Source organism: Pseudonocardia sp., from assembly GCF_035305885.1.
Taxonomy (GTDB): Bacteria; Actinomycetota; Actinomycetes; order Mycobacteriales; family Pseudonocardiaceae; genus Pseudonocardia.
The window spans coordinates 91,969-117,801 of record NZ_DATGOP010000089.1 but is presented as its reverse complement, the minus strand read 5'-3'; the positions used below and the strand labels follow the sequence as shown (position 1 = coordinate 117,801).

The following is a 25,833-nucleotide window of genomic DNA, read 5'->3' as shown; positions in this document are numbered from 1 at the left end:
CGGCCCGGGTGGCGACGGGGGATGACGGCGGTGCGCGTTCTCGCGGTGGGTGTGGCCCTCGGATGCGTCCTCGCCGGGGCGGCCCCGGCGGCGGCCGCCCCACCCGCGGGGCCGGACCCCGCCTCGATCGACGAGATCGTGCGCGCGCACGTCGGGGCCACCCGGCTGCCGGGCGTGGCGGTCGCCGTGGTCGACGACGACCGGATCGTGCACGCCGCGGGCTACGGCCACGACTCGACCGGCGAGCCGGTCACCGAGCACACCCCGGTGCGGCTGGGCGGGGTGTCGGAGTCGTTCACCGCGGTGGCGCTGGCGCAGCTGGTGGGGTTCGGCGTGGTGCGGTTCGACGACCCGGTGGTCGCGCACCTGCCCGGGTTCACCACGGCCGACCCGCGATCGGGCGAGATCACCGTCCGCCGGCTGCTGGACCACACCTCCGGCCTGCCGCCCGCCCCGGCGGCGCCGCGGACGCCCGCGCGCTCCCTCGAGGAGGCGGTGGCCGGCCTGCGCGACGTCGCGCTGGTGGCGGCGCCCGGCGAGCGACGCGTGCGCAGCGGGCTCGGCTACCAGGTCGCCGCCCGGCTGGTGGAGGTGAAGACCGGGCGCCCGTTCGACGCGTTCCTGACCGAGCGCGTGCTGTTCCAGGTGGGCGCGCAGGAGACCACGACCGTCGCCGGCACCCGGGACCTGGTGGACGGCCTGGTGGACGGGCACACCCGCTTCCTCGCCGTCAGCAGGCCGCAGGCGGAGCCGGAACGCCTCGTCAGCGGCTCGGAGGGCGTCGTGAGCACCGCCGCGGACGTCGGGACCTGGCTGCAGTTCAACGTCGGCTGGGGGCTGCGGACGGTGCTGGCGGGCGACGGGCTGCGCGAGGTGCAGCGGCTGGGGTGCCAGGAGCGGCCGGGCGGCGAGCTGGTGCTGCGCGGGCGGACCGCCACCTCCGCCGCCACGCTGGTGATGCGGCCCGGGCGCACGCCCGACGAGCGGTGGGGCGTCGCGGTGCTGGCGAACGGCCGCGACCCCCTCGCCCGCGGCGACGGGGCGGCCCCCAGCGAGGTCGACGACCTGGCCGACGAGCTCGCCGCCCTCGTCCGCGGGGAGACCCCGGCCCCGCCCGGCCCGCCGGTGGCGTTCCTGGTCGAGCTGCTGCTCACCGCCGCGGCGGTGGGCGCCCTCGTGGTCGCGGCCGTCGCGGTGCTGCGATCCCGGCGGTGGGCGCGGGCCACCCGGCCGTGGGCGGGCCGCGCGCTCCGGCTCGCCCCGTACGCCCTGCCCCTGGTGCTGCTCGCGTTCCTGCCGGACCTGGCCGCGCCCCTCGTGGGCGGCGCCGCCACGTTCGCCGACCTGGCCGCGCTGTGGCCGACCGCGCTCGTCGCGGCCGAGGTGGCCGCCGCGGCCGGCGCGGTGGTGGTGGCCGCGCGGCTGTACGCGCTGGCCCGACCCGGCGCGGTCAGCGCGCCTGCGGCCAGCCCCCGTACGGGACCGTGAGCACCTCGAGGTTGTGGCCCTCCGGCGAGTCGAAGTAGAGCCCGCGCCCGCCGTCGTTGGTGTTGAACCCCGGCCTGCGGTGGCCGGGGTCGGCCCACGTCGGCACGCCGCGGTCGCGCAGTCGCCCCGCGACGGCGTCGAACTCGTCCTCGCCGATCAGGAACGCGTAGTGCAGCACCGGGACGTCGCCGGCCACGTCCATGAAGTCGAGGCTCACCCCGTTCGCGAGCTCGACCACGGCGAACGGGCCGAACGACGTGGGCCCGGGCAGCCCGAGGACGTCGGCGACGAACCGCGCCTCGGCCTGCTTGTCGCGGGTGGGGACGATCGTGTGGTTCAGCTGGACGGCCATTCCGCCACCCTGCGCCCTGGAGCCGGGTTCAGGTCAAGCCGTCGGGAGCTGCCGTCAGGAGCTCGAGCCCTTGTCCCCGTTCACCGCGGCGCTGCCCGCCGGGGCCTCGTCGCCGCCCGCCTGCGCGCCCCGCCCACCGGTGCTCGCGGCCTTGTTGGCCTCGGGGAGCAGGTCGCGCAGCACGTTGCCGGTGATGCGGCGGAACGTGCGCCGGGGGCGCGTCCGGTCGAGCACGGCCACCTCGAGGGCGTCGACGCCGAGCACCTCCGGGCTGCCGCCGTTGCCGGTGGAGGCCGCCTGCAGCGCCTCGACGGCGATCCCGATGGCCTCCTTGAGCTCCAGCTCGGGCCGGTAGGTCTCGCGCAGCTTGGCGCTGATCGGCTCGGTGGTGCCGCCCATCACCACGAACTGCGGCTCGTCGGTGATCGAGCCGTCGTAGGTGATGCGGTAGAGCTGGTCGGAGCCGAACTCGGGGCCGACCTCGGCGAGGCAGAGCTCGACCTCGTAGGGCTTCTGCTGCTCCACGAACGAGGTGCCGAGCAGCTGGGCGTAGCCGTTGGCCAGGCCGCGCCCGGTGACGTCGCGGCGGTCGTAGGCGTAGCCGCGCAGGTCGGCGTGGCGGATGCCGGCGGTGCGCAGGTTGTCGAACTCGTTGTAGCGGCCCACCGCGGCGAAGCCGATGCGGTCGTAGATCTCCGAGACCTTGTGCAGGGCGGTGGAGCGGTTCTCGGCGACGAACAGCACGCCGCCGGTGTAGGTGAGCACGACGACGCTGCGGCCGCGGGCGATGCCTTTGCGTGCCAGCTCGGATCGGTCGCGCAGCAGCTGGTCGACCGACGAGTAGAACGGCATCGTCACGGCAGGAACTCCTGGTGCGTCGAGGGGGAGCGGTTCACGGGGATGATCATCCCCCGGGGTTCTCGGTGCGGCCGGCGACCACCTCGCGCACGACCGCCTCGATCTCCTCCTCGGGCCGGCGCACGGCACCGTCCGGGCCGGTGATGCTCACGACCACGGGGAAGATGCGGCGGGTCAGGTCGGGGCCGCCGGTGGCGGTGTCGTCGTCGGCGGCGTCGTAGAGCGCCTCGACCGCGGTGCGGATGGCGCCCGACAGGTCGGCGTTCGGGTCGTGGCGCTTCTTGAGCGCCGACTTCGCGAACGTCGAGCCGGAGCCGATCGCGTGGTAGCCGAGCTTCTCGTCGTAACGGCCCCCGACGGCGTCGTAGGTGATGATGCGGCCCGCCTTCGACGGCTCGGGGGCGTCGAGGTCGTAGCCGACGAGGATGGGCACCACGACGAACCCCTGCATCGCCGCGGCCAGGTTGGCCTGGACCATGCCGGCGAGCTTGTTCGCCTTGCCGTCGAGGGAGAGCGGAACGCCCTCGGTCTTCTCGTAGTGCTCCAGGTCGACGCTGTACAGGCGGACCATCTGCAGGCCGTTGCCCGCCGTGCCGGCGAAACCCACCGCCGAGTACGAGTCGGTGATGAACACCTTCTCGATGTCGCGCTGCGCGATCACGTTGCCCTGGGTGGCCCGCCGGTCACCAGCGATCACCACGCCCTCGGAGAAGGTGAGCGCGACGATCGTGGTGCCGTGCGGGACCTCCAGCTTCCCGGCCGCGCCGGACTCCGGCACGACGCCCGGCGGGATGCGGCCGGGAAGAAGGTGCGGAGCGGTGGCGGCGACGAAGTCGGTGAACGACGTGACGCCGGGGGCGAGGTACGCGCCCAGACCGGTAGGCACGCTGAGGGGCGGACGCTCGGGGAACGTCATGGTCAGGTGAGAGCCTCTCTCCGCGCGTATGCGGTGCCAGTGGTGGCGCAGCGAGCGGCTTACTCGCCGCCCTTCTGCACGTAGGCGCGGACGAAGTCCTCGGCGTTCTCCTCGAGCACGTCGTCGATCTCGTCGAGGATCGTGTCCACGTCCTCGCCGAGCTTCTCACGTCGCTCCTGACCGGCCGCAGCGGCGTCGGCACCGTCCTCGTCGTCGCCCCCGCCACCGCCCTGGCGCTTGGTCTGCTCCTGGGACATCGTGAATCCTCCTCGCGCCTGCCCGGCCGCCGCTGCCGTCCTGCACGCGGCGTACCGGATCGGTGTAGATGAACACTACCTAGCGGATCGGCGACACGCCCGCGTTTGAGGCCCGCTCCATCGGCGAGTTCGAGCGCGTTCCGCCTCGTCGCGAGCGGGTCAGCCGCGCGTGAGCGCCTCCACGAGCTCCTCGGCCGTGCGGGAGCGCTCCAACAGCTCGCCCACGTGGCGTCGCGTGCCGCGCAGCGGCTCGAGCGTGGGGATCCGCACCAGCGACTCGCGGCCCAGGTCGAAGATCACCGAATCCCACGAGGCGGCGGCGACCTCGGCCGGGTAGCGCTCGAGGCAGCGCCCGCGGAAGAACGCCCGCGTGTCCTCCGGCGGGTTGTGCATGGCCGCCTGGACGTCGTCCTCGGACACCAGCCGCTTCATCGACCCGCGCGTCACCAGGCGGTTGTAGAGCCCCTTGGCCAGGCGCACGTCGGTGTACTGCAGGTCGACCAGCGCGAGGCGGCCGGAGCTCCAGCTCAGCCCGTCGCGCTCGCGGTAGCCCTCGAGCAGCCGCAGCTTCGCGGTCCAGTCGAGCCGGTCGGCCGTGCTCATCGGGTCGCGGGCGAGGTCGTCGAGGATCTCGCCCCACAGCGTGAGGATCTCGGCGGTGTCCGGGTCGACGTCGGCGCCGAGGGTGTTCTCGACGTGCTTCTGGGCCTTCTCGAAGTACGCGCGCTGGATGTCGAGCGCGGTCATCTTGCGCCCGTCGGTGAGGTCGACCAGCGTCTTGAGGCTGGGGTCGTGGCTGATCCGGTGCACCGAGCGCACCGGCTCGGCCAGCCGCAGCTCGTCGAACCGCACGCCCGCCTCGATCATGTCCAGCACGAGCGCCGTGGTGCCCACCTTGAGCAGCGTGGAGTACTCGCTCATGTTGGCGTCGCCGATGATGACGTGCAGGCGGCGGTACTTGTCGGCGTCGGCGTGCGGCTCGTCGCGGGTGTTGATGATGCCGCGCTTGAGCGTGGTCTCGAGGCCGACCTCGACCTCGATGTAGTCGCTGCGCTGGGAGATCTGGTAGCCGGCCTCGTCGCCGGTGGCCCCGATGCCGACCCGGCCCGCGCCGCAGATGACCTGCCGCGTGACGAAGAACGGGATGAGCCCGGCGACGATCGACGGGAACGTCGTCTGGCGCGACATCAGGTAGTTCTCGTGCGAGCCGTAGCTCGCGCCCTTGCCGTCGACGTTGTTCTTGTACAGCTGGATGCGGGGCGCGCCGGGCACGGTGGCGGCGCGCTCGGCGGCCTCCTCCATGATCCGCTCCCCCGCCTTGTCCCAGATCACGCAGTCGCGCGGGGTGGTGACCTCCGGCGTGGAGAACTCCGGGTGAGCGTGGTCGACGTAGAGGCGCGCGCCGTTGGTGAGGATCACGTTCGCGGCGCCGAGGTCGTCCAGCTCCGACTCGGCGGGGTTGTGCATCGTGGGCGCCGACAGGTCGAAGCCGCGCGCGTCGCGCAGGGGCGACTCCACCTCGTAGTCCCAGCGGGCCCGCCGCGAACGCGGGATCTCGGCGGCCGCCGCGTAGGCGAGCACGATCTGCGTCGAGGTGATCACGGGGTTGGCGGTGGGGTCGCCAGGGCTTGAGATCCCGTACTCGACCTCCGTGCCCATGATCCGGCGGGCGGTCATCGGACGGTCCCGACGTGCGCACTCATGGTGTCAAGCCTAGCCGTCCGGGAACCGGCGGGGCGCCGCGCGCCGCCCCGGATCCGAGATGATGGGCGGCGTGCAGGACGCGGACGAGGAGGTGGCCCGCTACGACGCCGACGGCAACGAGGTCGGGGTGGCGCCGCGCGGGGTCGTCTACCGGGACGGGCTGTGGCACGCGAGCACCGGCGTGCTGGTGCGCAGCGGCGACGGCGAGCGGGTCTACCTGCACCGGCGCTCGACCGAGAAGCTGATCTTCCCGGGGCACTACGACTGCTGGGCGGGCGGCGTGCTCGGCCCGGGTGAGTCCCCCGACGCCGCCGCGGCGCGCGAGCTGGACGAGGAGCTCGGCGTGCGCGGGGTCGCGTTGACCCCGATCGACCGGTTCCGCTACGACGACGGTGCGCTGCGCTACCACGTGTTCCTGTACGAGGTGCGGTGGGACGGCCCGCTGCGCCACCAGCCGGAGGAGGTCGCGTGGGGCGGATGGGTGATGGTGCCCGAGCTGCGGGCCGTGCTCGCCGACCCGCAGCGGCCGTTCACCCCGGACGGGCGGATCGGGATCGAGCGCTGGCTCGACAGGCGCGGCGCGCGGGTGTAGCCACGGGCCGACGGAACGGGGACGGATGTGACCAGCACGGACAGCAGCACCGACAGCGGTAGCGGCAGCAGCACCGGTAGCGACCTGGGCTACCGGAGCGCGACGGAACTGCTCGCCCTGCTCGACCGGGGCGCGGTGTCGGCGGTGGAGCTCGCCGAGGCGGCCATCGCCCGCATCGAGCGCCACGACGGGACGCTCAACGCGGTCTGCGTGCGGGACTTCGACCGCGCCCTCGCGGCTGCCCGCGCCGCCGACGAACGCCGCGCGAGGGGCGAGCGGGCGCCGTTGCTCGGGGTGCCGATGACGGTCAAGGAGTCGTTCCACGTGGCCGGGCTGCCCACGACGTGGGGCATCCCGGAGTTCGCCGACTTCGTGCCCGACGCCGACGCGCTCGCGGTGGAGCGGGTGAAGGACGCGGGCGCGGTGGTGCTGGGCAAGACGAACGTGCCGCTCGCCCTCGGCGACGTGCAGACCTACAACGACATCTACGGGACCACCACCAACCCGTGGGACCCGCGGCGCACCCCCGGCGGCTCCTCGGGCGGCTCGGCGGCGGCCCTCGCGGCCGGCTACGGTGCGGTGTCGATCGGCTCGGACATCGGCGGCTCGCTGCGCACCCCCGCCCACTTCTGCGGCATCCACGCCCACAAGCCGACCCTCGGCCTGCTCCCGCTGCGCGGGCACACGGCGCCGGGGATGCCGGTCGTGCCGGCGGAGGACGACCTGGCGGTGATCGGGCCGATGGCGCGCAGCGCCGCGGACCTCGGCCTCCTGCTGGACGTCCTCGCCGGGCCCGACCCGCTCGGCAACGGGGCCGCCTACCGGCTCGAGCTGCCCCCCGCGCGGCACACCGCGCTCGCCGACTTCCGCGTGCTCGTCGTCGACGCCCACCCGCTGGTCCCGGTCGCGGGGAGCGTCCGGGCCGCGGTGGAGGGGTTCGCCGACCGGCTGGCGGCGGCCGGCGCCACCGTAGCCCGGCAGAGCCCGCTGCTGCCGGACCTGGCCGAGGCGGGGCGGCTGTTCATGCGCCTGCTGCTGTCGGTCCTGGGCTCGCAGTTCCCGCCGAAGGTCTACGAGCGGGCCCGCGCGGAGGCGGCGCAGCTGCCCGACGACGACCGCAGCCTCGCCGCGGAACGCACCCGCGGCACGGTGCTCAGCCACCGCGACTGGATCGCCGCCGACCTGCGGCGCGCTGTCGTGCGCGAACAGTGGCGCGAGGTGTTCACCGAGTTCGACGTCGTCGTCCACCCGGTCACCCCGACGCCCGCGTTCCCGCACGACCACACGCCCGTGTCCCGGCGCCGGATCGACGTCGACGGCACCGAGCTCGCCTACCTCGACCAGATCGCCTACGCGGGCGTGGCGACGCTGCCCGGCCTCCCGGCGACGGCGCTGCCGGTGGGTCGGTCCGACGAGGGCCTGCCGATCGGCGTGCAGGCCATCGGCCCGGCCTACGGCGACCGCACGACCATCCGGTTCGCCGAGCTCGTCGAGCGCGAGCTCGGCGGGTTCACCCCGCCACCGCTCGCGTAGCGCCGGTCAGAGGTTGATCATGTGGCCGGTGAGGCCGTGGAACGCCTCCTGCAGGCCCTCCGACAGCGTCGGGTGGGCGTGCACGTTGCGGGCGAGCTCGTGGGCGGTGAGGTCCCACTTCTGCGCCAGTGTCAGCTCGGGCAGCAGCTCGGTGACCTCGGGGCCGATGAGGTGCCCGCCGAGCAGCTCGCCGTGGGTCTCGTCGGCGATGAGCTTGACGAACCCGCCCGGCTCGCCGAGGCCCTGCGCCTTGCCGTTGGCGGTGAAGGGGAACTGGGCGACCTTGACCTTCCAGCCCTTCTCCTCGGCCAGCTCGCGGGCCTGCGCCTCGGTGTAGCCGAAGCTCGCGACCTGCGGGTTGCAGAACGTGGCCCGCGGCATCATCACGTAGTCGAGCGGCATGGTCTCCGCGCCGGCGATGGTCTCCGCCGCCACGACGCCCTGCGCCTCGCCGACGTGGGCGAGCATGAGCTTCGCGGTGACGTCGCCGATCGCGTAGATGTGCGGGACGTTGGTGCGCATGTGGTCGTCGATGGCGATCGCGCCGCGCTCGGTGAGCTGCACGCCGGTGTTCTCCAGGCCGTAGCCCTTCACCCGCGGGGTGAAGCCGATGGCCTGCATCACCTTGTCGGCCTGCAGCGTCCTGGTCTGCCCGTCCTTGCCGGTGACGGTGACGGTGACCTGGTCGCCGGAGTCGTCGATCGACTCCACGCGCGTCGAGGTGAGCACCTGGACGCCGAGCTTGCGGTAGCGCTTCGCCAGCTCCTTGGACACGTCGGCGTCCTCGAGCGGCAGCAGCCGGTCCAGGAACTCGACGATCGTGACCTCGACGCCGTAGTTGCGCAGGACGTAGGCGAACTCCACGCCGATCGCCCCCGCGCCGGCGATGATGATGCTGCGCGGCAGCTCGCGGGAGAGGATCTGCTTCTCGTAGGTCACGACGCGCTCCGACAGCGTGGTGCCCGGCAGCAGCCTGGTCTCGGCGCCGGTGGCGATGATGGCGTTGTCGAACGTGATCCGCTCGGTGCCGCCGTCGCTGCGCTTGACGTCGATCGTGTGGGCGTCGACGAACGAGCCCCAGCCGTCCACCTCGGTGATCTTGTTCTTCTTCATGAGGTAGTGCACGCCCTTGACCCGGCCGTCGGCCACGGTGCGGCTGCGGTCGAAGGCCGCCCCGTAGTCGAACGAGACGTCGCCGGAGATGCCGAAGGTCTTCGCCTCCGCGGTGACGAGGTGGGCGAGCTCGGCGTTGCGCAGGAGCGCCTTGGACGGGATGCAGCCGACGTTGAGGCACACCCCGCCCCAGTACTTCTCCTCCACCACCGCGACGCTGCGGCCGAGCTGGGCCGCGCGGATCGCCGCCACGTACCCACCCGGACCCGCTCCGAGGACCACGACATCGACGTGAGTTGCCATGGCAGCGACTCTAGGCTTCCTCAGCCGTTCACCTTGCGCGCAGTGGCCTCGCCCGAGCGGTCGGCCGCGGCGGGCCACACCGGCTTGTCGGACAGGTGGGCCACCAGCGTGTCGCTGATGTCGCGCAGCGCGGCGACCTGCTCGGGCGACAGCGCGTCGAACAGGCCCCTGCGCACGGCCTCGACGTGTCCGGGCGCGGCGGCCTGCAGCCCCGCGAGCCCCTCGTCGGTGAGCTCGGCGAGCTGGCCGCGCTTGTCGTGCTCACACCGCCTGCGGCGCACCCAGCCCATCTCCTCGAGGCGGGCGACGGAGTGCGAGATGCGGCTGCGCGACGACAGCGACGTCTCGGCGAGCTCGCTCATCCGCAGCGTGCGGCCGGGCACCTCGGACAGTCGCACGAGGATCTCGTAGTAGGCGTGCGGGAGCCCGGACTCCTGCTGCAGCTGCCGCTCGATGCCGTCGAAGAAGAGTCGGGTGGCCGTCATGAAGCTGCGCCACGTCTGCTGCTCGTTCTCGTCGAGCCATCGCGTGTCCGACACCACACCTCCGGAATAGTTGAGCGCTCATGCGCCTTTCAGCTAGCGTCACTCTCAACAAGTGAGAGTTCAACTAACTCTGGGAGCGAGCTTCGATGACGACCGCACCGACCACCACCCCGATCCCCGGCTACGTCGCGGGCACCTGGGACATCGACAAGGATCACTCCGACGTCTCGTTCACCGTCCGCCACATGATGGTCAGCAAGGTACGCGGCCACTTCCGGGAGTTCTCCGGCGAGATCGTCACCGCCGAGAACCTGACCGACTCGTCGGTCACCGCGAAGATCGACGCACGCTCCATCGACACGAACAACCAGCAGCGCGACGACCACATCCGCTCGGCCGACTTCTTCGACGTCGAGAACCATCCGGAGTGGACCTTCCGCTCGACCGGCCTGCGCGTCTCCGACGACGGCCTCGCCCTGGACGGTGAGCTGACGATCAAGGGCGTGACCCGCCCGGTGACGCTGGCCCTGGAGATCAACGGATTCGGCAAGGACGCGTGGGGCGGCACCCGTGCCGGCTTCTCCGCCTCCACCACGATCGACCGCAACGACTTCGGCGTCGACATCAAGATGCCGCTCGACGGCGGCGGCGCGGTGGTCGGCGACAAGGTGAACGTGAACCTCGAGATCGAGGCCGTGCTGCGCCAGTCCTGATCCCCGACCGACCTGCGGCGGCCCGGCCCCTCCCCCGTGAGGGCCGGGCCGCTCCGCTTCCTGCGCACGGCTACGGGTCCAGCCATCCCGCCTGGTCGGGCAGCGCGGGCCGGGCGCGCGCCGGGTCGGTGAGCGCCGCGACGAACGCCGCCGCGACCGGCGACAGGGGGCGGGCGGCCGCGTGGACCACCGCGGTCGTCCGGTGGGCGGCGGGCTCGTCCAGCACGACGCGGTGCACCCCGGCGAAGCCCATGAGCGGCAGCACCAGGCCCGGCACCACCGAGACGCCGAGGTCGGCCGCCACCAGGCCGGCCACGGCGGCGATGTTGCGCGCCGCCACCACCTGCCGCGGCGCCACGTCCGCCGCGGCGAGGCAGGCGTCGACGTGCTGGCGGATGCTCGTGGTGCGGTCGAAGGCGATGAACGGCTCCCCCGCGAGCTCGCGCCACGCCAGCCGGTCCCGGCGGGCGAACCGGTGCCCGGGCGGGACCACGCAGCAGAAGCGGTCGCGCGCGACCGGGGTGACGTCGAGGTCGGCGAGCGGGTCGGGCGCCTGCGAGACGACCGTGACGGCCAGGTCGGCCACCCCGCCGCGCACCCGCTCGAGGACCTCGTCCGACAGCGCGTCCTCGATCGTGACCTCGACCTGCGGGTGCTGCGCGCGGAACGCCGAGACCACCCCGGGCAGCAGGATCGCCGCGAGCGAGGGCAGGGTTGCGATGCGCACGCGCCCCGTCCGGCCCGCGAGGTAGCCCTCGACGTGGCGCATCTCGGCGTCCACTGCCTCGACCGCGCGCCGGGCCGCCGCCACGACCTCCCGGCCGGCCGGCGTCGGCTCGAGCCGGCGCGTCGTGCGTTCGAACAGCGGCGTCCCGAGCCGCCGCTCCACCTCGGCGACCGTGCGGCTGAGCGAGGACTGCGCCACGAGCAGCCGCTGCGCGGCGGAGGTGAAGCTGCCCGCCTCCTCGACCGCCACCACGACCCGCAGCTGCTGCAGCGTCAGATCCGTGCGCACAGCGCATGAATCTATCGACAACTGGTGTTTGACCTGCATGAGTCGGGCACCGAGGGTGAGCCGAGTCGATTCCGCTTCGACAGTGGTGCCCGCGCGCGGGCCGGCGCCGCCCCGCGGGGAGCGGCGCACCGGGAGCGAAGGGGCGAGCGACCGAGCACCGCAGGAGCGGGGGCGACAGACGGCCCGCGCGCACGCCGGAGCGCAGCGGGAGGCGATGAGGCACGGAGGTCAACGATGCTCGCCGCGACCGGTTTCCTGACGATCGCCGCCTTCCTGGCGGCCGTGCTGTCCCAGCGCGTTTCGGTGTTCGTCGCGCTCACCGTGCTGCCGATCGTCGCGGCCCTCGTGGTCGGGGCCGGGGACCGGCTCGGCGAGCTGATCCTCGGCGGGTTCGAGACCGTGGCGCCGGTCGCGATCATGATCACGTTCGCGGTGCTCTACTTCTCCCTGATGGTCGACGCCGGGCTGTTCGACCCGGCGGTGCGCCGCGTCGTGCGCTGGGCGGGCGGCGACCCGCTGAAGATCACCGTGGGCACGGCGGTGCTCACGTTGCTCGTCGCGCTCGACGGCGACGGCGCGTCCACATTCCTGATCATGGTGTCGGCGATGCTGCCCGTCTACCGGCGGCTCGGGATGCGCCCGCTCGTGCTCACCGCCGTGATCTGCCTCGGCGCCGGCGTGATGAACATGATCCCGTGGGGCGGCCCCACCGCCCGCGCGATGGCCGCGCTCGACCTGACCAGCGGCGAGGTGTTCGTGCCCGTGCTGCCCGCGATGGGCGCGGGCATCCTGTGGGTGCTCGTGGCCGCGACGCTGATCGGGCGCGCGGAGCGCAAGCGGATCGGGACGGTCGCCGAGGCGCCCGCGCCCGCCGACGCCCCGGGCGCGGCCCACGCCCCCGAGGCCGGAGCGACGCCCGTGGACCGGCTGCGGTTCTGGCTCAACGTGGCGCTCACCGTGGCGCTCGTGGTGGTCCTGCTGGCCCAGCTCGCCGACCTGCCGGTCGTGTTCGTGGTGGCGTTCGTGCTGGCGCTGCTGGTGAACCGGCCCGGGTGGGAGGCGCAGAAGGACCTGTTCACCCGGCACGGCCACAGCGTCGTGCTCGTCACGACGATGATCTTCGCCGCAGGGGTGTTCACCGGGGTGCTCGGCGGCACCGGCATGATCGAGGCGATGGCGCGGGCGATCGTCGGGCTCGTCCCGGGCGGCGCGGGCGACGCGCTCCCGGCGCTCGTGGCCGTCACGAGCATGCCGCTCAGCCTGGTGTTCACGCCCGACGCGTACTACTTCGGCGTGCTCCCCGTGCTCGCCGAGACCTCGGCCGCGCTCGGCGGCGACCCGGCCGAGGTGGCCCGCGCCGCCATCCTCGGCCAGATGACCACCGGGTTCCCGCTCAGCCCGCTGACGGCCTCGACGTTCATCCTCGTCGGGATGGCGGGCGTGCAGCTGGGCGCCCACCAGCGGTTCGTGTTCGGCTGGGCGTTCGGCACGACGCTCGTCATGACGGCCGTCGCGCTCGGCACCGGGGCGATCGCATGAGCCGGACGGTCCGGATCGGGGCGGGCGCCGGGTTCGCGGGCGACCGGCTCGAGCCCGCGGTGGAGCTCGCCGAGCGGGGCGGGCTCGCCGACATCGTGCTCGAGTGCCTGGCCGAGCGCACGATCGCGCTCGGCCAGCAGCGCAGGCTCGCCGACCCCACCGCAGGCCACGACCCGCGGCTGACCGCCCGGTTCGAGCGGCTGCTGCCCGCCGCGCTCGCGCACGACGTCCGCGTCATCACCAACATGGGTGCGGCCAACCCGTTGCGCGCGGGCGAGCTCACCCGCGACCTGCTGGCCCGGCTCGGCTCGACCGCGCGGGTCGGGGTCGTCACCGGCGACGACGTGCTCGACCGGATCGACCTCGACGCCCCCGCCCTGGAGGACGGCCTGCCGCTGCGCGCCCACGGCGAGGTGGTCGCCGCGAACGCCTACCTGGGCGCCGACGCGCTGCTGCCCGCGCTCGAGTCCGGGGCCCGGGTCGTCGTCACCGGCCGGGTGGCCGACCCGTCGCTCTTCCTCGCCCCGCTGGCCCACCGCCTCGGCCGCGACCTCGCCGACCCCGGCTTCGCGGCGGCGGGAACGCTGGTGGGACACCTGCTCGAGTGCGCGGGCCAGCTCACCGGCGGCTACTTCGCCGACCCCGGGGTGAAGGACGTGCCGGGGCTCGCCGAGCTCGGGTTCCCGTTCGCCGACGTCGCCGCGGACGGAAGCGCGGAGTACGGGAAGCTGCCCGGGACCGGGGGCAGGCTCGACCGCGCGACGGTGCGCGAGCAGCTGCTCTACGAGGTCACCGACCCCACCGGCTACCGGACCCCGGACGTCGTGCTCGACCTGCGCGGGGTCACCGTCACGCAGGTGGGCCCGGACCGGGTGCGGGTGGCAGGCGCGCGCGGGCGGCCCCGCCCCGACGCGCTCAAGGTGAGCGTGGGCTACCGGGCCGGGCACAAGGTGGAGGCCGAGATCTCCTACTCCGGCCCGCGCGCCGACCGCCGCGCCCGCCTCGCCGCCGACGTCCTCGCCGCCCGCCTCGCCGGGCTGCCGGTCCGGCCGCGGATCGACGTGCTCGGCGTGGCGCCCCCGGGCGCGGACGAGGACGCCGAGTGCCGGGTGCGGGTCGCGGCGCGCAGCGCCGACGCGGCCGTCCTGGACGCCGTCGGGCACGAGGTGGAGGCGCTGTACACGAACGGGCCCGCGGGCGGGGGCGGGGTGCGCGTGCTCACCGGCGAGGTGATCGGCGTGGTGTCGACGTTCCTGCCGCGGTCGGCGGTCACGCCGTCGGTCACGATCCTGGGGGTGGGGGATGCCCGTCCGGCTGCATGAGCTCGCCCACTGCCGGGCGGGCGACAAGGGCAACGTCGCCACGCTGTCGGTGATCCCGTACTCCGACGCCGACTACCCGCTGCTCGTGCGCGAGCTCACCGCCGAGCGGGTCCGCGCCCAGCTCGCCCGCCACGTGGGTGGCGAGGTCGTGCGCTACGAGCTACCGCTGCTGCCCGCGCTGCAGTTCGTCTGCACGGGCATCCGCGACGGCGGGGTGACGACCTCGCTCGCGCTCGACACGCACGGCAAGTCGCTCAGCTCGCGGCTGCTGGCGCTGGAGCTGGAGCTGCCGTAGGTCGTTCGAGTCGACAACGCCGTCACCGGGCCGGAACGGGCCCTGGCGGGTGCGGGTCTAGCGTCCGGGCGCGTCCGGGACGATGACGACCTTGCCGGCGACGGTCCGCGACTCGGCCAGCGCCAGCGCCGCGCCTGCCTCCGACAGCGGGAACCGCGCGGCGACCTGCGCGGTGAGCACCCCGTCGGCGAGCAGCCGCAGCACCGAGGTGAGGTCCTCCCGCAGGCGGGCGCGGAAGGCGTCGATGCGGCGCCGGCCCGCCCAGAAGTTGTAGAAGTGCGCCGACCGGCCGTTGGGCAGCAGGTTCCAGATGACCAGGCGGCCGATCAGCTTCAGCACCGGGAGCCGGGAGTTGCCCTCCTCGTCCTTCGTGGCCGCGGTGCCGTAGGACATCAGCGTCCCGCCGCGGCGCAGCAGCCGCCACGACTCGCGGATCCCGGGACCGCCGACGTGGTCGAACACCGCGTCCACGCCGTCCGGCGCGATCTCACGGATCCGCGCGTACACGTTCGGGTCGCGGTAGTCGACGGGGGTGGCGCCGAGCGCGCGCACCGCGGCGTGGTGCCGGGCGGACGCGGTGCCGATCACCGTGATCCCGGCGTGGCGCGCCAGCTGCACGAGGGTCGTCCCGACGCCGCCGTTGGCACCCAGCACCACGATCGTCGCCCCGGGGCGGACCCGCGCGGTGCGGTGCAGCATCTGCCAGGCCGTGATCCCGTTGACGACCACGGTCTCGGCGTCGGCCGCGTCCACGCCGTCCGGCACGGGAACCAGGTCGGCGACGTCGACCAGCTGGTGCGACGCCCAGCTCCCGACCTTCGTGACCGCGGCGAACCGGCGCCCGACCAGCGCGGCGTCCACCCCCGGCCCGACCGCGGTCACCGTGCCGACCACGTCGTAGCCGGGCACGAACGGGAACGGCGGCTGGTCGAAGTACTTGCCGCGGCGCATCTGCTGTTCGGCGAACGACACGCCGGTGGCCTCCATCCGCAGGACGGCCCGCCCGGCGGTCGGGGCCGGCAGTTCGCGGTTGCGCACCTGCAGCCCGCTCGGCTCGACCCGGCCCGGCAGGACGACCTCCGTGACGTGCGTGGCGGTCTGGATCATCACGACTCCGTTCACGATCGTAAGCTTACGCACGTAAAGCTACGCGCGTTCACGCGACGACGGTGAAGCAAACACGTGTAAGTTTCTATGTGTAAACTCACAGCATGCTGGAGCAACCGCACACCCCGACGGCCCGCACCCGCAACCGCCGCGGCGAGGGCGCGCGACTGCGCGACGAGATCGTGGCCGGAGCCGCCGCCCTGCTCGACGAGACCGGCGACGAGTCGTCGGTGACCCTGCGGGCCATCGCCCGACGGGTCGGGATCACAGCACCCTCGATCTACCGCCACTTCGCCGACCAACCCGCCATCATGCTGGCCGTCGTCCAGCAGGCCTTCTCGGAGCTCGCCGCCGAGCTGCACCGCGCGCGCGACGACGCCGGCGACGATCCCCGGGCGCGGCTCTTCGCGGTCTGCACCGCGTACCTGGACTTCGCCCGCAGCCGTCCCGCGCGCTACCGCACGATGTTCGGCGGGGTCTGGATGCCCGAACTGGGGACGAGCTCGGTGACCGAGGCCGACCTGCACGCGCTCGGCCGCGACACCCTGCAGCTGATCACCGAGGCGCTCCGGGGCTGCGTCGCCGCGGGCGTCGCCACCAGCACCGACCCGGCCGCCGATGCCGTGGCGCTGTGGCTCGGCCTGCACGGGCTCGCGCACCAGCAGTCGGTGACCGTCTCCTTCCCCTGGCCGGCCGACATCACCGAACGCCTCGTCAGTGCGCTGGCGCACCTGCGCGACGAAGCGGCCTGACGGCCCACGGGGCCGGCCCGAACGTCATTCGTCGACCTGTCGGCCGTCACGATCCTGTCGAACGTCGAGCGCCTCGACGACCTCGGCCGCGAGCGCGGCGGCCACCGGCTCGTACTGCGCCCGCAGGCGCAGCGCCACGTGTTCGGCGCGCACCGCGGGCCAGTCGGCGGGCAGGTAGTCGACCGGGAGACCGGGGTCGCGCCGGGCGAGCAGGCTCCACTCGCCGTGCAGCCACAGCTGGCGGGCGAGGTCGTCGGGCGCGCCCGGCAGCGGGTCGGGGCGGTCCCAGCGGTCGAGGAACTCCTGGTAGCCGCGGGCGATCCCGGCGACGTCCCACGCGTCCTCGATGAGCTCGGCGACCCGGGTCGGGGCGTCGACGTGGGCGCGGAAGACCTTGACGTGCCCCAGCACGTCCAACTCCTCGAGCAGGTGCTCGACGTCGACGGCGCGGGGGGCCACCCACAGCCCGCTCTGCAGCATCCCGAACCCGGCCCACTGCAGCCGCGATCGCAGCAGGTGGCGGTCGGTGCGCCTGCTCTCCGGCAGGGAGAAGCCGAGCAGCGTCCACCGCCCGTCCCAGGTGCGGTTGACCGGCGACTGCCAGGCGCGCACGCCGCCCTCCTCGAGCGCGGTGCGCGCCGACGGCGTCGGCGACAGGTAGACGCGCCGCCCGCGCCTGCGCCGTTGCAGCACGCCACGGGCGGTCATCCGCGCGAACGTCGCGCGGGCCGCGTGCTCGCCGACCCCGACCCGCGCCAGCACGTCGATCAGCCCGGCGGTGGAGACGGCGGCGCCCGGCCGCAGGAGGTGGATCCCGCTGAACATCAGCACGTGGGTCTGCGGCCGGACCTGTGGCAACCCGTCCGCACCGCCGGCCGGCCCGACGCGCGGGGCACTGCTCGTCATCCCGCCATCTTCGCAGCTCGCCCGCCGTCGCCGACGTTGGACACCTTGTTGACGGGCGTTTTGATCACGCCTAAAGTCTGGCCCCACCCGTTCCGAGAGGGCCTCTCGCAATGGCGCATCCCGCCCACTCCCCCGTCCAGCTGCGCCGTGCCGTGGCGTCGAGCTTCATCGGCACGGTGATCGAGTACTACGACTTCCTGCTGTACGCGACGGCGTCCGCCGTGGTGTTCAACCGGGTCTTCTTCTCCGACCTCGACCCGCTGGTCGGAACGGTCGCGAGCTTCGGAACGCTCGCCACCGGCTATCTGGCCCGCCCGCTCGGCGGCATCATCTTCGGCCACTTCGGCGACCGCGTCGGCCGCAAGAAGATGCTCATGGTGACCATGTCGCTGATGGGCGTGGCCAGCGTGCTCATCGGGCTGCTGCCCACCTACGAGCAGATCGGCGCGCTCGCGCCGATCCTGCTGGTGGTGCTGCGCATCACCCAGGGCATCGCGGTCGGCGGCGAGTGGGGCGGCGGCGTGCTGATGTCCGCCGAGCACGCCACCTCGCGCCGCGGGCTGTGGGCGAGCTTCACCAACGCGGGCGGGCCCGCCGGCATGGTGGTGTCCACGCTCGTGCTCGCGGCCGCCACCGCGATCTCCGGGGAGGAGCAGTTCCTCGTCTGGGGCTGGCGCATCCCGTTCCTGCTCAGCGCCGTGCTGCTGGTCGTCGGCCTGTTCGTCCGGGCCCGGGTCGACGAGACGCCGGTGTTCCGGGAGGCGGCCACCGCGCAGCCGAGCAGGGCCCCGCTGGTCGAGGTGCTGCGCAACCACCCGCGCAGCCTCGCGCTGTCGGTCGGGGTCGGCTTCGGCTCCTTCGTCGCGCAGAGCACGCTCACGACGTTCTCCATCTCCTACGCGGTGGAGGCCGGCTTCACCCGGCAGGCGGTGCTCAACGCGCTCACGTTCTCCTCGGCGGTGGCCGTGGCCGGCGTGATCGGCTACTCCGCGCTGACCGACCGCCTCGGGCGGCGGCCGGTGGTGCTCGCCGGCGCGATCGGCACCGGGATCTGGGCGTTCCTGCTCTTCCCGATGATCGACAGCGGCTCGACGTTCCTGCTCTGGACGTCCGTCGTGATCGGGCAGGGCGTGATCCACGCGGCGCTGCACGGACCGCTCGCCGCGCTCTACGCCGAGCTGTTCGCCACCCGGGCGCGCTACACCGGCGCCTCCCTCGGCTACCAGATCGCGGGCACCGGCGCGGGCCTCGGCCCCGTCACGTTCGCAGCGGTGCTCTCCGCGACGGGCAGCACGGTCCTCGTCTCGCTGGTCATCGCGGCGTTCTGCCTGCTGTCGGTGGTCTGCATCCTGGTGCTGGGCGAGACGTCCAAGGCCGACCTGCGCTCCGCGGGCGCGACCGCGCCGAGCCGCGCCCGGTAGCCCGGTCGCCCGCCGAGGTCTCCGGTTCGTCGGTGCCCGGCGCTACCGTGGCCCGGTGGGCTACCGCGAGATCCCGCCGCCGCGGCCGCTGCGCGGGGAGATCGAGTGCGCCTGGACCGCCGGCGTCGCCCCCGGCGCGCCCGCGGAGTCGGTGCAGGTGCTGCCCGACGGGTGCATGGACCTGGTCTGGACCGGCCGGGAGCTGCTCGTCGCGGGGCCCGACACCGGTCCGCACCCCACCCGGCGCGAACCCGGGGTGCGCAGCGCGGGCCTGCGTTTCGCCCCGGGCCGGCTCCCCGCCCTGCTCGGGCTCCCCGCGGCCGAGGTGCGCGACGAACGGGTGCCGGTGGCCGAGTTCCACCCCGCGCTCGCGGCGCGGGCGCTGGCGCGCCTCGAATCCGGCGAGCGCCCGCTCCCGGTGCTGCTGGGCCTCGCCCTCGCGCTGCCGGGCGACCCGGCCGGGCCGGCGGTGCGGGTCGTCGCCGACCAGCTCGCGCGGGGCGCCTCGGCCGCCGAGACGGCCGACCGGCTCGGCTGGACCGAGCGCTCGCTGCACCGACGCTGCCTCGCCGCGTTCGGTTACGGGCCCGCGGTGCTGCGCCGGGTGCTGCGCTTCCGCAGGGCGTCGCTCCTGCTGTGGAACGGCGTGCCCATCGCCACGGCCGCCGCCGAGGCGGGCTACGCCGACCAGCCCCACCTGTCGCGTGAGGTGCGGGCGCTGGCCGGCGTCGCGCCCAGCCAGATCTTCCCCGCTCAGCGCGCGAGCGGCGCGTAGAGGTCCACGGTGTTGCCGTCCGGGTCGTTCACGCTCGCGTAGCGCTGCCCCCAGAAGGCGTCGAACGGCTCCAGCTCGCCGTGGTAGCCCGCCGCGGTCAACTCGGCGTACGCGGCGTCGACCGCCGCCGCGTCCGGCAGCGACACGGCCAGGCCGATCCGCCCGGCCCCGATCGCGGGGCTCCAGGAGGGGTGGAACGAGCGCACCGTCTCCTCGGTGTCGAACAGCAACCGCAGCCCGCCGCCGAGCGGTACCTCGACGTGCGGGGCGTCCTGCACGCCGTCGGGGATCGGGAGGCCGAGCGCGCGGTAGAAGGCCAGCGACTTCGCCATGTCGGCCACCACGATGCCGATGGCGTCCAGCTTCGCGTCGATCGTCATGGCGGCGACGCTACGGGCGGGAGCCGTCGGCGGTCGTGAACGGATCGGACACCGCACCGGTGGCGCGGTGGTGCGCCCCGGGCGTGTGACCGTACGCGCGACGGAAGACGTCGATGAACGCGCTCGTGGACGACCAGCCGCAGGCGTGGGCGACGGTGGTGACCGCGGAGCCGTCGGCCAGCATCCGCAGCGCGTGGTAGAGGCGCAGCTGGGTGCGCCACTGCGGGAACGTCATCCCCAGGTCGGCGCGGAACAGCCGGGACAGGGTCCGCTCGCTCACCCCGACCTCGGCGCCGAGGGCGGCGAGGGTGCGGGGGTCGGCGGGGTCGCGGCGCAGGGCCGCGCACACCGCCGCGAGCCGCGGGTCGCTCGGCTCGGGCAGGTGCACCGGCCGCTGCGGCGAGGCGCGCAGCTCGTCGAGCAGAACGGCGAACAGGCGCCGCCGCTCGGGGGTGTCCTCGTGCGGGGCGCGGGTGTAGGCGCGGATCAGCTCCCGCAGCAGCGGGCTCACGACGAGCACGGTGGGCCGGTCGAGCCCCAGCGGGTTCGTCTGCGCGGGTACGCCGAGCATGTGCAGCTCGAGGTCGCCGTGGGCGCGGTGGGCGTGCACGGTGCCGGCCGGGACCCAGATCGCGCGGGTGCCGGGGGCGAACCAGGTGCCCTCGTCGGTGGTGATCGCCAGCACGCCGGAACCGGCGTAGAGGATCTGGTGGTCGTCGTGGCGGTGCGGGTCGATCCCCTGCCCGCTGGCGAGGGGCTGCAGCCGGGTCGGCGCCACCGGTTCGTGGCGGATGTTCGGCATGCATTGGCACTTTATCGGAAGCGCGACAGGGCGGGGCGCGGCGACGATCACGGTGTGACGCAGCAGCTCGCCGCCCGCACCGGGCCGATCACCCTGCTGGCCGCCGGCCACGCCTGCGTGGACGTCTACCAGGGCGCCATCGCCGCGCTGGTGCCGTTCTTCGTGGTCGAGCGCGGCTACTCCTACGCGGCGGCGGCCGGGCTCGTCCTCGCCGCGTCGCTGCTGTCGTCGGTGGTGCAACCGGTCTTCGGCGCGCTCACCGATCGGTGGCCGATGCCGTGGCTGCTGCCGGTGAGCACGCTGGTCGGCGGCATCGGCGTCGCGCTCTGCGGGGTCACCGACTCCTACCCGCTCGCGCTCGCCCTCGTCGCGCTGTCGGGCATCGGGGTGGCGGCCTTCCACCCCGAGTCCGCCCGCGCGGCGCGCGCCGCGAGCCGCGGCAGCCACACCGCGATGAGCTGGTTCTCCCTCGGCGGCAACCTCGGCTTCGCCACCGCCCCGGTCGTGGTCGCCGTCGTCGTGGCGCTCGGCGGGCTGCGGGCCACCCCGGTGCTGCTCGTGCCCGCCGTGCTGGGCAGCGCGTTCTGCCTCGCGGCCATGCGCGCCGTCGCCGCGCCCCGGCCCGCCGACGGGCGTCGGCGGGCCGCGGAGGGCACCGACGACTGGGCGTCGTTCGGCAGGCTGTCGGGCTCGGTCGTGTGCCGCTCGATCGTCTTCGTCGGGCTCTCGGCCTTCGTCGCGCTGTACGCCGCCGAGCGCACCGGTGGCGGCGAGGCCGTCGGCAGCGCGGCGCTGTTCGTGCTCTACCTGGGCGGCGCCGTCGGCACCGTGCTGGGCGGGACGCTCGCCAACCGGTTCGGGCGCGTCGCGGTCGTGCGCTGGTCCAACGCCCTCGCCGTGTTCGCGGTGGCGGGCGTGGTGTTCGTGCCCGGCCCCGCGATGCTCGGCTTCGTCGCGCTCACCTCGGCCTGCCTCTACGTGCCGTTCTCGCTCTCCATCACGCTCGGGCAGGACTACCTGCCGCGCCGCGTCGGCACCGCCAGCGGCGTCACGCTCGGCCTCACGGTCAGCGTCGGCGGGCTCGCGAGCCCGCTCATCGGGGCGCTGGCCGACCACACATCCCTGCAGGCCGCGCTCGCCCCGCTGATCGCGTTCCCGGCCCTCGGCTGGCTCCTGCTCTCCCGCCTGCGCGAACCCGCGCGTCCCTGACCGCCGGAACGCGGACGGCCCGCCGATCCGGGTGATCGGCGGGCCGTCCGCGACGGGGGGCTACAGGTACTGGCCGGTGTTCGACGCGGTGTCGATCGCGCGGCCGGTCTCGGCGTTCTTGCCGGTGACGAGGGTGCGGATGTAGACGATCCGCTCCCCCTTCTTGCCGGAGATGCGCGCCCAGTCGTCGGGGTTGGTGGTGTTGGGCAGGTCCTCGTTCTCGGCGAACTCGTCGACGATCGCGTCGAGCAGGTGCTGCACCCGCAGCCCCGGCTGACCGGTCTCGAGCACCGACTTGATCGCGGCCTTCTTCGACCGGTCGACGATGTTCTGGATCATCGCGCCGGAGTTGAAGTCCTTGAAGTACAGCGTCTCCTTGTCGCCGTTGGCGTAGGTGACCTCGAGGAAGCGGTTCTCCTCCGTCTCGTCGTACATCCGCTCGACGACCCGCTGGATCATCGCGTCGATGCACGCCTTGCGGTTGCCACCGAACTCGGCGAGGTCGTCGGCGTGGATCGGCAACGACTCCGTGAGGTACTTCGAGAAGATGTCCCGGGCCGCCTCGGCGTCCGGCCGCTCGATCTTGATCTTCACGTCCAGGCGGCCGGGCCGCAGGATCGCGGGGTCGATCATGTCCTCGCGGTTCGAGGCGCCGATGACGATGACGTTCTCCAGGCCCTCGACACCGTCGATCTCCGCCAGCAGCTGCGGCACGATCGTGGTCTCGACGTCGGAGGACACCCCGGACCCGCGGGTGCGGAAGATCGAGTCCATCTCGTCGAAGAACACGATCACCGGGGTGCCGGCCGACGCCTTCTCGCGTGCCCGCTGGAAGATCAGCCGGATGTGCCGCTCGGTCTCGCCCACGAACTTGTTGAGCAGCTCGGGGCCCTTGATGTTCAGGAAGAACGCGCGGCCCTCGTCGGGGTTGTCGCCGCGGACCGCGGCCACCTTCTTGGCCAGCGAGTTGGCCACGGCCTTCGCGATGAGCGTCTTGCCGCAGCCGGGCGGGCCGTACAGCAGCACGCCCTTGGGCGGGCGCAGCTCGTACTCCTTGAACAGCTCCGCGTGCAGGAACGGCAGCTCCACGGCGTCGCGGATCTGCTCGATCTGGCGGAACAGGCCGCCGATGTCCTCGTACTCGACGTCGGGCACCTCTTCCAGGACCAGGTCCTCGACCTCGGCCTTGGGCACCCGCTCGTAGGCGTAACCGGCCTTCGTGTCGACCAGGAGGGAGTCGCCCGGCTTGAGCGGCACCGCGTCCGGGTTGTCCTCGCGCGGGAACAGCGGGTCGGCCAGCCACACCACGCGTTCCTCGTCGGCGTGGCCGACGACGAGGGCGCGGCCCGCCATCCCGTCCTCGGTGGGCTCGGACAGGACCTCGCGCAGGGCGCAGACCTCGCCGACGCGCTCGAAGTCGCCGGCCTCGACGACGGTGAGCGCCTCGTTGAGCCGCACGGTCTGGCCGGGTCGCAGGGCGGAGGTGTCCACGGCCGGCGACACCGCGACGCGCATGCGGCGCCCGGAGGTGAAGACGTCGACCGTCTCGTCGGGGTAGCGGGTCAGGAAGACGCCGTAGCCGCTCGGCGGTTGGGCCAGCCGGTCCACCTCCTCGCGGAGGGCGACGAGCTGGCTGCGAGCTTCCTTGAGGGTCTCGGTGAGCTTCTCGTTGCGGGCGGAGAGCTGAGCGAGCCGGCTGGCCGACTCGGCGAGCCGCTGCTCGAGGACGCGTGCGTGCCGCGGCGACTCGGTGAGCTTGCGGCGGAGCAGCGCGACTTCCTCTTCGAGGAAACGGATCTGTGCGGCCGCCTCGGCAGGGCTCAGCTCGCCGCGATCACCTGGTTCCCGGTTGCCGGGACCGTCGTAGTGGTTCACGGCATCCTCCCTCCGTGTTCCGTTTCCATACGGTACCTGCCAATGGGCGGTTCCGACCTTGCGGCGAACCGGTGATCCACCACTCAACCGGACGGCACCTTGACGCGGAGCGATCGTCCTGGTCCGGTCACCTCCGCGACGTCCGGCGTTAAGCCGGTCGGACCCCACGGCCGGTCGGCCGCCGCTGCGGCCGCGGGGGGACGACACCCTCCGCGAGCCTGCGGGCCGTCACGAGGAAGGCGGTGTGGGCCTGCATGCGGTGCTCGGGCCGCACGGCGAGGCCCACGACGTGCCACGGGCGCATGAGCGTCTCCCAGGCCTGCGGCTCGGTCCAGCACTGCTGGGCGCGCAGGTCCTCCACGAGCCGCGACAGCTGCGTGGTCGTCGCGACGTAGCCGACCAGCACGCCGCCGGGAACCAGCGATTTCGCGACGGTCTCGAGGTGCTCCCACGGAGCGAGCATGTCCAGGACCACCCGGTCGAAACACTCGGGCGGGTCCGAGTCGGCGAGCGCGGCGAGGTCGGCGACCCGCAGGTCCCAGTGCGCGGGCAGCTCCCCGAAGAACTGCCGCACGTTGCGCTCGGCGTGCTCGGCGTGGTCGGCGCGCACCTCGTACGACACGACCCTGCCCCGCGGCCCGACGGCCTGCAGCAACGAGCAGGTCAGCGCCCCCGACCCGGCGCCCGCCTCCAGCACGCGCGCGCCGGGGAAGATGTCGCCCCACATCAGGATCTGCGCCGCGTCCTTCGGGTAGATCACCTGCGCTCCGCGCGGCATGGACAGCACGTAGTCGGCCAGCCGGGGCCGCAGCGCCAGGTAGGGCGTGCCGGACGGGGCGACGACCACGCTGCCCTCCGGCTTGCCGATGAGGTCGTCGTGGGCGATCCCGCCGCGGTGGGTGTGGTACTCCGCCCCGGCCTTCAGGGTGATCGAGTAGTTGCGGCCCTTCGGGTCGGTCAGCTGCACCCGGTCCCCGTCGCGGAACGGGCCGCCGCGGGTGCGCAGGTCGGCCGCCTCGACGGGTTCGGCGGTCTCGTCGGGTCGGCGCTCGGACACGAGGCGCAACGCTAACGGGCGCGCGGAAAACCGTTCACGGCGGTCCGTCCCGGGCGTGTCGCGGCCGCGTGACGGCCGGTCGAGTGGTCCGATCGAGTGGCCCGCCGCGGTGGTTGGTCCAACAGGTTGAGCACCGGCTCCTCGGCGAGCTGCGGCCAGCCCGGGTACGCGGGCGGCGTGCCGTCCCACGCCGGGCACAGCGCCTTGTGGCTGCACCAGTCGCACATGCGGGTGGGGTTGGGGCGGAAGTCGCCGCTCTCGCCCGCCTCGCGGATCGCCGCCCAGATCGCCTCGAGGGTGCGCTCGAAGCGGCGCAGCTCCGCCTCGTCGGGCTCGTAGGTGAGGTGCACGCCGTCGGCGAGGTAGAGCAGCCGCAGCTGGGTGGGTACCACGCCACGGTCCTGCAGCAGCGCGAGCGCGTAGAACTTCATCTGGAACAGGGCCGCGACCTCGCCCGCCTCGCCCGGCGCGGAGCCGGTCTTGTAGTCGACCACGCGCAGCTCCCCGGTGGGGGCGACGTCGAGGCGGTCGATGTAGCCGCGCAGCAGCACCCCGGAGGCGAGCTCGGTCTCGACCAGCAGCTCGCGGGCGGCCGGTTCGAGTCGGCGCGGGTCCTCCAGCCGGAAGTAGGCCTCCAACAGGTCCGCGGCCGACTCCAGCCACGGCGGCAGCTCCGGGTCCTCCGGCCCCTCGAACAGCTGCCCGAGGAGCTCCGGCAGGGCGGCGCACAGCTCCTCCCACACCGGACCGACGAGCCCGCGCGCGGCCTCGGGTGACCGCGCGGCGGCCGGCAGGTCGTAGAGCCGCTCCAGGGCCGCGTGCACGACGGTGCCGCGGACCTGGACGCGGGAGGGCTGCTCGGGGAGCCGGTCGATGGCGCGGAAGCGGTACAACAGCGGGCACTGCTTGAAGTCGCTCGCCCGCGACGGCGACAGGGCGGGCCTGCGCCGCGGCTCCGGGTCGGCGCTCGACCCGGCGAGGGCGCTGTCCGTGCTCGCCGTGTCCGTCACGCTCCGCAGCGTAGGGGACCCCTCTGACACTCCCGGGCGGCGCGGTCACCCGTG

The 25,833-nt window shown here is 73.7% G+C and carries 26 protein-coding genes; 11 read left to right on the top strand and 15 right to left on the bottom strand.

What is annotated here, in order from left to right; genetic code table 11:
* Positions 1–30: 30 nt before the first annotated feature.
* Complete coding sequence (locus VKZ81_RS18985) at positions 31–1,488, top strand: serine hydrolase domain-containing protein (protein ID WP_324242931.1); 1,458 nt, start codon at positions 31–33, stop codon at positions 1,486–1,488.
* On the opposite strand, the gene VKZ81_RS18980 is transcribed toward VKZ81_RS18985, so the two are convergent.
* The 5 genes from VKZ81_RS18980 to dop all read right to left on the bottom strand — a co-directional run bounded on the left by VKZ81_RS18980 (position 1,451) and on the right by dop (position 5,548).
* Entirely contained in the window at positions 1,451–1,840 is a 390-nt protein-coding gene (locus tag VKZ81_RS18980) for a VOC family protein (protein WP_324242930.1), read from the bottom strand. The genes VKZ81_RS18985 and VKZ81_RS18980 overlap by 38 nt on opposite strands.
* Before the next feature lie 54 nt (positions 1,841–1,894).
* Positions 1,895–2,698 carry a proteasome subunit alpha gene (prcA, locus tag VKZ81_RS18975; protein WP_324242929.1) on the bottom strand — a complete coding sequence of 268 codons (804 nt, stop codon included), beginning with the start codon at positions 2,696–2,698 and terminating at the stop codon, positions 1,895–1,897.
* Between the two features lie 46 nt (positions 2,699–2,744).
* Complete coding sequence (prcB, locus tag VKZ81_RS18970) at positions 2,745–3,614, bottom strand: proteasome subunit beta (RefSeq protein WP_414709413.1); 870 nt, start codon at positions 3,612–3,614, stop codon at positions 2,745–2,747.
* Positions 3,615–3,673: 59 nt separating this feature from the next.
* A complete protein-coding gene (locus VKZ81_RS18965) occupies positions 3,674–3,871 on the bottom strand; it encodes a ubiquitin-like protein Pup (protein ID WP_142101234.1) in 198 nt (65 codons plus the stop codon).
* A 159-nt stretch (positions 3,872–4,030) separates the two neighbouring features.
* Positions 4,031–5,548 (bottom strand): depupylase/deamidase Dop, encoded by a 1,518-nt coding sequence (dop, locus tag VKZ81_RS18960; protein ID WP_324242927.1) that lies wholly within the window; start codon positions 5,546–5,548, stop codon positions 4,031–4,033.
* 88 nt (positions 5,549–5,636) lie between these two features.
* Between dop and VKZ81_RS18955 the strand changes: the two genes are divergently transcribed.
* Positions 5,637–6,167, top strand: a complete 531-nt coding sequence (locus tag VKZ81_RS18955; RefSeq protein ID WP_324242926.1) for an NUDIX hydrolase — start codon at positions 5,637–5,639, stop codon at positions 6,165–6,167.
* A gap of 84 nt (positions 6,168–6,251) precedes the next feature.
* The gene (locus VKZ81_RS18950) at positions 6,252–7,700 is read left to right on the top strand and encodes an amidase (protein ID WP_324242973.1); all 1,449 of its coding nucleotides are present in this window, start codon (positions 6,252–6,254) and stop codon (positions 7,698–7,700) included.
* A gap of 6 nt (positions 7,701–7,706) precedes the next feature.
* Here the strand turns inward: VKZ81_RS18950 and lpdA are convergent, their stop codons facing one another.
* Together lpdA and VKZ81_RS18940 are read right to left on the bottom strand one after the other, a co-directional pair.
* Positions 7,707–9,116 carry a dihydrolipoyl dehydrogenase gene (gene lpdA, locus VKZ81_RS18945; protein ID WP_324242925.1) on the bottom strand — a complete coding sequence of 470 codons (1,410 nt, stop codon included), beginning with the start codon at positions 9,114–9,116 and terminating at the stop codon, positions 7,707–7,709.
* Positions 9,117–9,136: 20 nt separating this feature from the next.
* A complete protein-coding gene (locus tag VKZ81_RS18940) occupies positions 9,137–9,655 on the bottom strand; it encodes a MarR family winged helix-turn-helix transcriptional regulator (protein ID WP_324242924.1) in 519 nt (172 codons plus the stop codon).
* Positions 9,656–9,747: 92 nt separating this feature from the next.
* Between VKZ81_RS18940 and VKZ81_RS18935 the strand changes: the two genes are divergently transcribed.
* Positions 9,748–10,314: a YceI family protein gene (locus VKZ81_RS18935; protein WP_324242923.1), complete on the top strand. Its 567-nt coding sequence runs from the start codon at positions 9,748–9,750 to the stop codon at positions 10,312–10,314.
* 70 nt (positions 10,315–10,384) lie between these two features.
* Here the strand turns inward: VKZ81_RS18935 and VKZ81_RS18930 are convergent, their stop codons facing one another.
* Positions 10,385–11,329, bottom strand: coding sequence for a LysR family transcriptional regulator (locus VKZ81_RS18930; protein ID WP_324242922.1), 945 nt, complete (start codon positions 11,327–11,329; stop codon positions 10,385–10,387).
* Between the two features lie 234 nt (positions 11,330–11,563).
* Here VKZ81_RS18930 and VKZ81_RS18925 point away from each other — a divergent pair, with 234 nt between their 5' ends.
* The 3 genes from VKZ81_RS18925 to VKZ81_RS18915 are packed head-to-tail and all read left to right on the top strand — an operon-like array spanning position 11,564 to position 14,485.
* The gene (locus VKZ81_RS18925) at positions 11,564–12,868 is read left to right on the top strand and encodes a CitMHS family transporter (RefSeq protein WP_324242921.1); all 1,305 of its coding nucleotides are present in this window, start codon (positions 11,564–11,566) and stop codon (positions 12,866–12,868) included.
* Positions 12,865–14,190 (top strand): acyclic terpene utilization AtuA family protein, encoded by a 1,326-nt coding sequence (locus tag VKZ81_RS18920; protein ID WP_324242920.1) that lies wholly within the window; start codon positions 12,865–12,867, stop codon positions 14,188–14,190. Before VKZ81_RS18925 ends, VKZ81_RS18920 begins: the two co-directional genes overlap by 4 nt.
* Positions 14,171–14,485 carry an AtuA-related protein gene (locus VKZ81_RS18915; RefSeq protein WP_324242919.1) on the top strand — a complete coding sequence of 105 codons (315 nt, stop codon included), beginning with the start codon at positions 14,171–14,173 and terminating at the stop codon, positions 14,483–14,485. Before VKZ81_RS18920 ends, VKZ81_RS18915 begins: the two co-directional genes overlap by 20 nt.
* A gap of 57 nt (positions 14,486–14,542) precedes the next feature.
* On the opposite strand, the gene VKZ81_RS18910 is transcribed toward VKZ81_RS18915, so the two are convergent.
* A complete protein-coding gene (locus tag VKZ81_RS18910) occupies positions 14,543–15,592 on the bottom strand; it encodes a medium chain dehydrogenase/reductase family protein (protein ID WP_324242972.1) in 1,050 nt (349 codons plus the stop codon).
* A 104-nt stretch (positions 15,593–15,696) separates the two neighbouring features.
* On the opposite strand from VKZ81_RS18910, the gene VKZ81_RS18905 reads away from it, so the two are divergent.
* Complete coding sequence (locus tag VKZ81_RS18905) at positions 15,697–16,344, top strand: TetR/AcrR family transcriptional regulator (RefSeq protein ID WP_324242918.1); 648 nt, start codon at positions 15,697–15,699, stop codon at positions 16,342–16,344.
* A gap of 24 nt (positions 16,345–16,368) precedes the next feature.
* Here VKZ81_RS18905 and VKZ81_RS18900 read toward each other — a convergent pair whose 3' ends face one another.
* Positions 16,369–17,250 (bottom strand): PaaX family transcriptional regulator, encoded by an 882-nt coding sequence (locus VKZ81_RS18900; protein WP_324242917.1) that lies wholly within the window; start codon positions 17,248–17,250, stop codon positions 16,369–16,371.
* A 110-nt stretch (positions 17,251–17,360) separates the two neighbouring features.
* Here VKZ81_RS18900 and VKZ81_RS18895 point away from each other — a divergent pair, with 110 nt between their 5' ends.
* Positions 17,361–18,671, top strand: a complete 1,311-nt coding sequence (locus VKZ81_RS18895; RefSeq protein WP_324242916.1) for an MFS transporter — start codon at positions 17,361–17,363, stop codon at positions 18,669–18,671.
* 55 nt (positions 18,672–18,726) lie between these two features.
* A complete protein-coding gene (locus VKZ81_RS18890) occupies positions 18,727–19,446 on the top strand; it encodes a DUF6597 domain-containing transcriptional factor (protein WP_324242915.1) in 720 nt (239 codons plus the stop codon).
* Here the strand turns inward: VKZ81_RS18890 and VKZ81_RS18885 are convergent.
* Positions 19,425–19,826, bottom strand: a complete 402-nt coding sequence (locus VKZ81_RS18885) for a VOC family protein (RefSeq protein ID WP_324242914.1) — start codon at positions 19,824–19,826, stop codon at positions 19,425–19,427. The two genes, VKZ81_RS18890 and VKZ81_RS18885, sit on opposite strands and share 22 nt — an antisense overlap.
* Before the next feature lie 10 nt (positions 19,827–19,836).
* Positions 19,837–20,628: an AraC family transcriptional regulator gene (locus VKZ81_RS18880; RefSeq protein ID WP_324242913.1), complete on the bottom strand. Its 792-nt coding sequence runs from the start codon at positions 20,626–20,628 to the stop codon at positions 19,837–19,839.
* Positions 20,629–20,682: 54 nt separating this feature from the next.
* Between VKZ81_RS18880 and VKZ81_RS18875 the strand changes: the two genes are divergently transcribed.
* Positions 20,683–21,837: an MFS transporter gene (locus VKZ81_RS18875; protein WP_324242912.1), complete on the top strand. Its 1,155-nt coding sequence runs from the start codon at positions 20,683–20,685 to the stop codon at positions 21,835–21,837.
* Between the two features lie 60 nt (positions 21,838–21,897).
* Here the strand turns inward: VKZ81_RS18875 and arc are convergent, their stop codons facing one another.
* The 3 genes from arc to VKZ81_RS18860 all read right to left on the bottom strand — a co-directional run bounded on the left by arc (position 21,898) and on the right by VKZ81_RS18860 (position 25,779).
* Positions 21,898–23,712, bottom strand: coding sequence for a proteasome ATPase (gene arc / locus VKZ81_RS18870; protein ID WP_414709412.1), 1,815 nt, complete (start codon positions 23,710–23,712; stop codon positions 21,898–21,900).
* A gap of 148 nt (positions 23,713–23,860) precedes the next feature.
* Positions 23,861–24,718, bottom strand: a complete 858-nt coding sequence (locus VKZ81_RS18865) for a tRNA (adenine-N1)-methyltransferase (RefSeq protein ID WP_324242970.1) — start codon at positions 24,716–24,718, stop codon at positions 23,861–23,863.
* A 62-nt stretch (positions 24,719–24,780) separates the two neighbouring features.
* Positions 24,781–25,779 carry a RecB family exonuclease gene (locus VKZ81_RS18860; RefSeq protein ID WP_324242911.1) on the bottom strand — a complete coding sequence of 333 codons (999 nt, stop codon included), beginning with the start codon at positions 25,777–25,779 and terminating at the stop codon, positions 24,781–24,783.
* Positions 25,780–25,833 lie beyond the last annotated feature (54 nt).

Excerpts from the sequence above, each read along its gene's own strand:
- VKZ81_RS18980 (WP_324242930.1), bottom strand. The coding sequence starts at position 1,840 with ATGGCCGTCCAGCTGAACCACACGATCGTCCCCACCCGCGACAAGCAG.
- prcB (WP_414709413.1), bottom strand. The coding sequence starts at position 3,614 with ATGACGTTCCCCGAGCGTCCGCCCCTCAGCGTGCCTACCGGTCTGGGC.
- VKZ81_RS18965 (WP_142101234.1), bottom strand. The coding sequence starts at position 3,871 with ATGTCCCAGGAGCAGACCAAGCGCCAGGGCGGTGGCGGGGGCGACGAC.
- dop (WP_324242927.1), bottom strand. The coding sequence starts at position 5,548 with ATGACCGCCCGCCGGATCATGGGCACGGAGGTCGAGTACGGGATCTCA.
- VKZ81_RS18955 (WP_324242926.1), top strand. The coding sequence starts at position 5,637 with ATGGGCGGCGTGCAGGACGCGGACGAGGAGGTGGCCCGCTACGACGCC.
- lpdA (WP_324242925.1), bottom strand. The coding sequence starts at position 9,116 with ATGGCAACTCACGTCGATGTCGTGGTCCTCGGAGCGGGTCCGGGTGGG.
- VKZ81_RS18935 (WP_324242923.1), top strand. The coding sequence starts at position 9,748 with ATGACGACCGCACCGACCACCACCCCGATCCCCGGCTACGTCGCGGGC.
- VKZ81_RS18925 (WP_324242921.1), top strand. The coding sequence starts at position 11,564 with ATGCTCGCCGCGACCGGTTTCCTGACGATCGCCGCCTTCCTGGCGGCC.
- VKZ81_RS18920 (WP_324242920.1), top strand. The coding sequence starts at position 12,865 with ATGAGCCGGACGGTCCGGATCGGGGCGGGCGCCGGGTTCGCGGGCGAC.
- VKZ81_RS18915 (WP_324242919.1), top strand. The coding sequence starts at position 14,171 with ATGCCCGTCCGGCTGCATGAGCTCGCCCACTGCCGGGCGGGCGACAAG.
- VKZ81_RS18910 (WP_324242972.1), bottom strand. The coding sequence starts at position 15,592 with ATGATCCAGACCGCCACGCACGTCACGGAGGTCGTCCTGCCGGGCCGG.
- VKZ81_RS18905 (WP_324242918.1), top strand. The coding sequence starts at position 15,697 with ATGCTGGAGCAACCGCACACCCCGACGGCCCGCACCCGCAACCGCCGC.
- VKZ81_RS18900 (WP_324242917.1), bottom strand. The coding sequence starts at position 17,250 with ATGACGAGCAGTGCCCCGCGCGTCGGGCCGGCCGGCGGTGCGGACGGG.
- VKZ81_RS18895 (WP_324242916.1), top strand. The coding sequence starts at position 17,361 with ATGGCGCATCCCGCCCACTCCCCCGTCCAGCTGCGCCGTGCCGTGGCG.
- VKZ81_RS18885 (WP_324242914.1), bottom strand. The coding sequence starts at position 19,826 with ATGACGATCGACGCGAAGCTGGACGCCATCGGCATCGTGGTGGCCGAC.
- VKZ81_RS18880 (WP_324242913.1), bottom strand. The coding sequence starts at position 20,628 with ATGCCGAACATCCGCCACGAACCGGTGGCGCCGACCCGGCTGCAGCCC.